Source organism: Rhizobacter sp. P3_C12 (assembly GCF_056402735.1).
This window is the reverse complement of the sequence record NZ_JBFUGW010000528.1, coordinates 1-2,056: the sequence shown is the minus strand read 5'-3', so window position 1 is coordinate 2,056 and position 2,056 is coordinate 1. Positions and strand designations below refer to the sequence as shown.

The following is a 2,056-nucleotide window of genomic DNA, read 5'->3' as shown; positions in this document are numbered from 1 at the left end:
GCGCATGAACAGCAAATCCGTGTTGACCCTCGACGACGTGAAGCGCATCGCCGCCGCCGCCGAGGCCGAGGCCTTGAAGAACCAGTGGGCCGTGACGATCGCAGTCGTCGATGACGGCGGGCACCTGCTGTGGTTGCAGCGGCTGGACGGCGCGGCGCCGATCTCGTCGCACATCGCCCCGGGCAAGGCCCGCACCGCGGCGGTCGGCCGGCGCGAGAGCAAGGTCTACGAGGACATGATCAACCAGGGCCGCAGCGCGTTCCTGAGCGCACCGACGCTCGAGGGCATGCTCGAAGGCGGCGTGCCGATCCTGGTGCAGGGCCAGTGCGTGGGCGCGGTGGGCGTCAGCGGCGTGAAATCGAGCGAGGACGTGCAGGTCGCGAAGGCCGGGATCGCGGCGCTCTGATCAGGCAGCGATCTTCAGCGGGATGATGGCCATCCCCCCTTGCGCGCCGGTGGCGGTCTCGAACACCTCGCGGGCACAGTCTTCGCAGCGCCCGCAGCAGGTGGCGACGCCGGTTTCCAGCTGCAAGGAGTCGAAGCTGTCGCACCCACCCCGGACATGCCGTTCGATGTCCCGGTCGGAAACGCGTTCGCAGACACACACGATCATCAGATGCACTCCCGGCCGCCGAGCGAGGGCCGATGAGGCATCTTAAACAAGAACGATTCGCACTTCAAGCCTGGGGACATCCCCGCACCGCGGGGGTGCGAGGAATCGGTCACGGGGGCTCAGGCTTCGACTTCACCCATTTGTGACTGGAGGTAGTTCTGCAGGCCGACCTTGTCCACCAGGTCGAGTTGCGTCTCCAGGAAGTCGATGTGCTCCTCGGTGTCGTCGAGGATGCCCTGCAGCAGGTCGCGCGAGACGTAGTCGCGCACCGTCTCGCAGTGGGCGATGCCGTCCTTGATGGTGGCCTGCGCACCCTGCTCGGACTTCAGGTCGCACTGCAGGATCTCGACGGTGTCCTCGCCGACCATCAGCTTGCCCAGGTCCTGCAGGTTCGGCAGGCCGTCGAGCGTGAAGATGCGCGTCATCAGCTGGTCGGCATGCTTCATCTCGCCGATCGACTCGGCGTATTCCTTGGCCGCCAGCTTGTCGAGGCCCCAGTGCTTCAGCATCCTGTAGTGCAGGAAGTACTGGTTGATCGCGGTGAGCTCGTTCTTCAGCTGCGCGTTCAGGTGTTCGATGACTTTCGGGTCGCCCTTCATGTGTGGCTCCTTCTTGTTGGGTGAGAGGTCGGATCAGCGCGCATTATCGGAGTCGATCCGCGCGCAACGAAACGCAAATCCGAGCGATGTGCTCGCGTTGCAAGCGGCAATCGCTCGCATTCGTGTGATGCCTGCGCGGCTCAGGGTCAACCCTCGAAGCTCGTCTATAATCCCGCGGTTTACCTGCAACCCGCCCGCCCCAGCGAAACCCTCGCCGTTTCCTGTCGAAAACTCCCCCAGTTTTCTCCCCGGTCCGACGCTCGAGATGAGCAGAGCTGGGCGCGCACCAACGGAGATACGTGTGCCGCCTCAACTGCTGACAAACCCAGGACAGGCTCTGCTGGCACTCGCGGACGGAACCGTCTTTCAGGGCGTCTCGATCGGCGCGCCCGGCGAGACCATCGGCGAAGTGGTGTTCAACACCGCGCTGACCGGCTATCAGGAAATCCTGACCGACCCGAGCTACTGCCGCCAGATCGTCACGCTGACCTATCCGCACATCGGCAACTACGGTGTCAACGATGAAGATGTGGAAGCCAGCCGCGTGTTCGCAGCCGGCCTGATCATCAAGGACCTGCCGCTGCTCGCGTCGAATTTCCGCCAGACGATGACGCTGTCGCAGTACCTGCAGCGCGAAGGCACGGTCGCCATCGCCAACATCGACACCCGCCGCCTGACCCGCGTGCTGCGCACCCGCGGCGCGCAGAACGGCTGCATCGTCACGCTGGCCGCCGGCCAGGCAGTGACCGACGCGATCCGCAACGACGCGATCGCCAAGGCCAAAGCCGCGCCCAGCATGGCCGGCCTCGACCTGGCCAAGGTCGTCAGCGAGACGAAGCCCTAC

Annotated in this window: 4 protein-coding genes; 2 read left to right on the top strand and 2 right to left on the bottom strand. The window is 65.0% G+C overall.

All coding sequences use genetic code 11. The features are described 5' to 3' along the window. The first annotated feature begins 4 nt into the window (after positions 1-4). Entirely contained in the window at positions 5-406 is a 402-nt protein-coding gene (locus tag AC1DXV_RS34150) for a GlcG/HbpS family heme-binding protein (RefSeq protein ID WP_477870836.1), read from the top strand. On the opposite strand, the gene AC1DXV_RS34145 is transcribed toward AC1DXV_RS34150, so the two are convergent. Then, the gene (locus AC1DXV_RS34145) at positions 407-613 is read right to left on the bottom strand and encodes a (2Fe-2S)-binding protein (protein WP_052213119.1); all 207 of its coding nucleotides are present in this window, start codon (positions 611-613) and stop codon (positions 407-409) included. 119 nt (positions 614-732) lie between these two features. After that, the gene (gene bfr, locus AC1DXV_RS34140) at positions 733-1,212 is read right to left on the bottom strand and encodes a bacterioferritin (RefSeq protein ID WP_047511512.1); all 480 of its coding nucleotides are present in this window, start codon (positions 1,210-1,212) and stop codon (positions 733-735) included. Here bfr and AC1DXV_RS34135 point away from each other — a divergent pair. Continuing rightward, the coding region (locus AC1DXV_RS34135) for a carbamoyl-phosphate synthase domain-containing protein (RefSeq protein WP_477937983.1) at positions 1,211-2,056 on the top strand (846 nt) is incomplete at its 3' end. The two genes, bfr and AC1DXV_RS34135, sit on opposite strands and share 2 nt — an antisense overlap.

Bases quoted from the DNA above. Each gene is read 5' to 3' on its own strand.
- AC1DXV_RS34150 (WP_477870836.1), top strand. From the start codon at position 5: ATGAACAGCAAATCCGTGTTGACCCTCGACGACGTGAAGCGCATCGCC.
- AC1DXV_RS34145 (WP_052213119.1), bottom strand. From the start codon at position 613: ATGATCGTGTGTGTCTGCGAACGCGTTTCCGACCGGGACATCGAACGG.
- bfr (WP_047511512.1), bottom strand. From the start codon at position 1,212: ATGAAGGGCGACCCGAAAGTCATCGAACACCTGAACGCGCAGCTGAAG.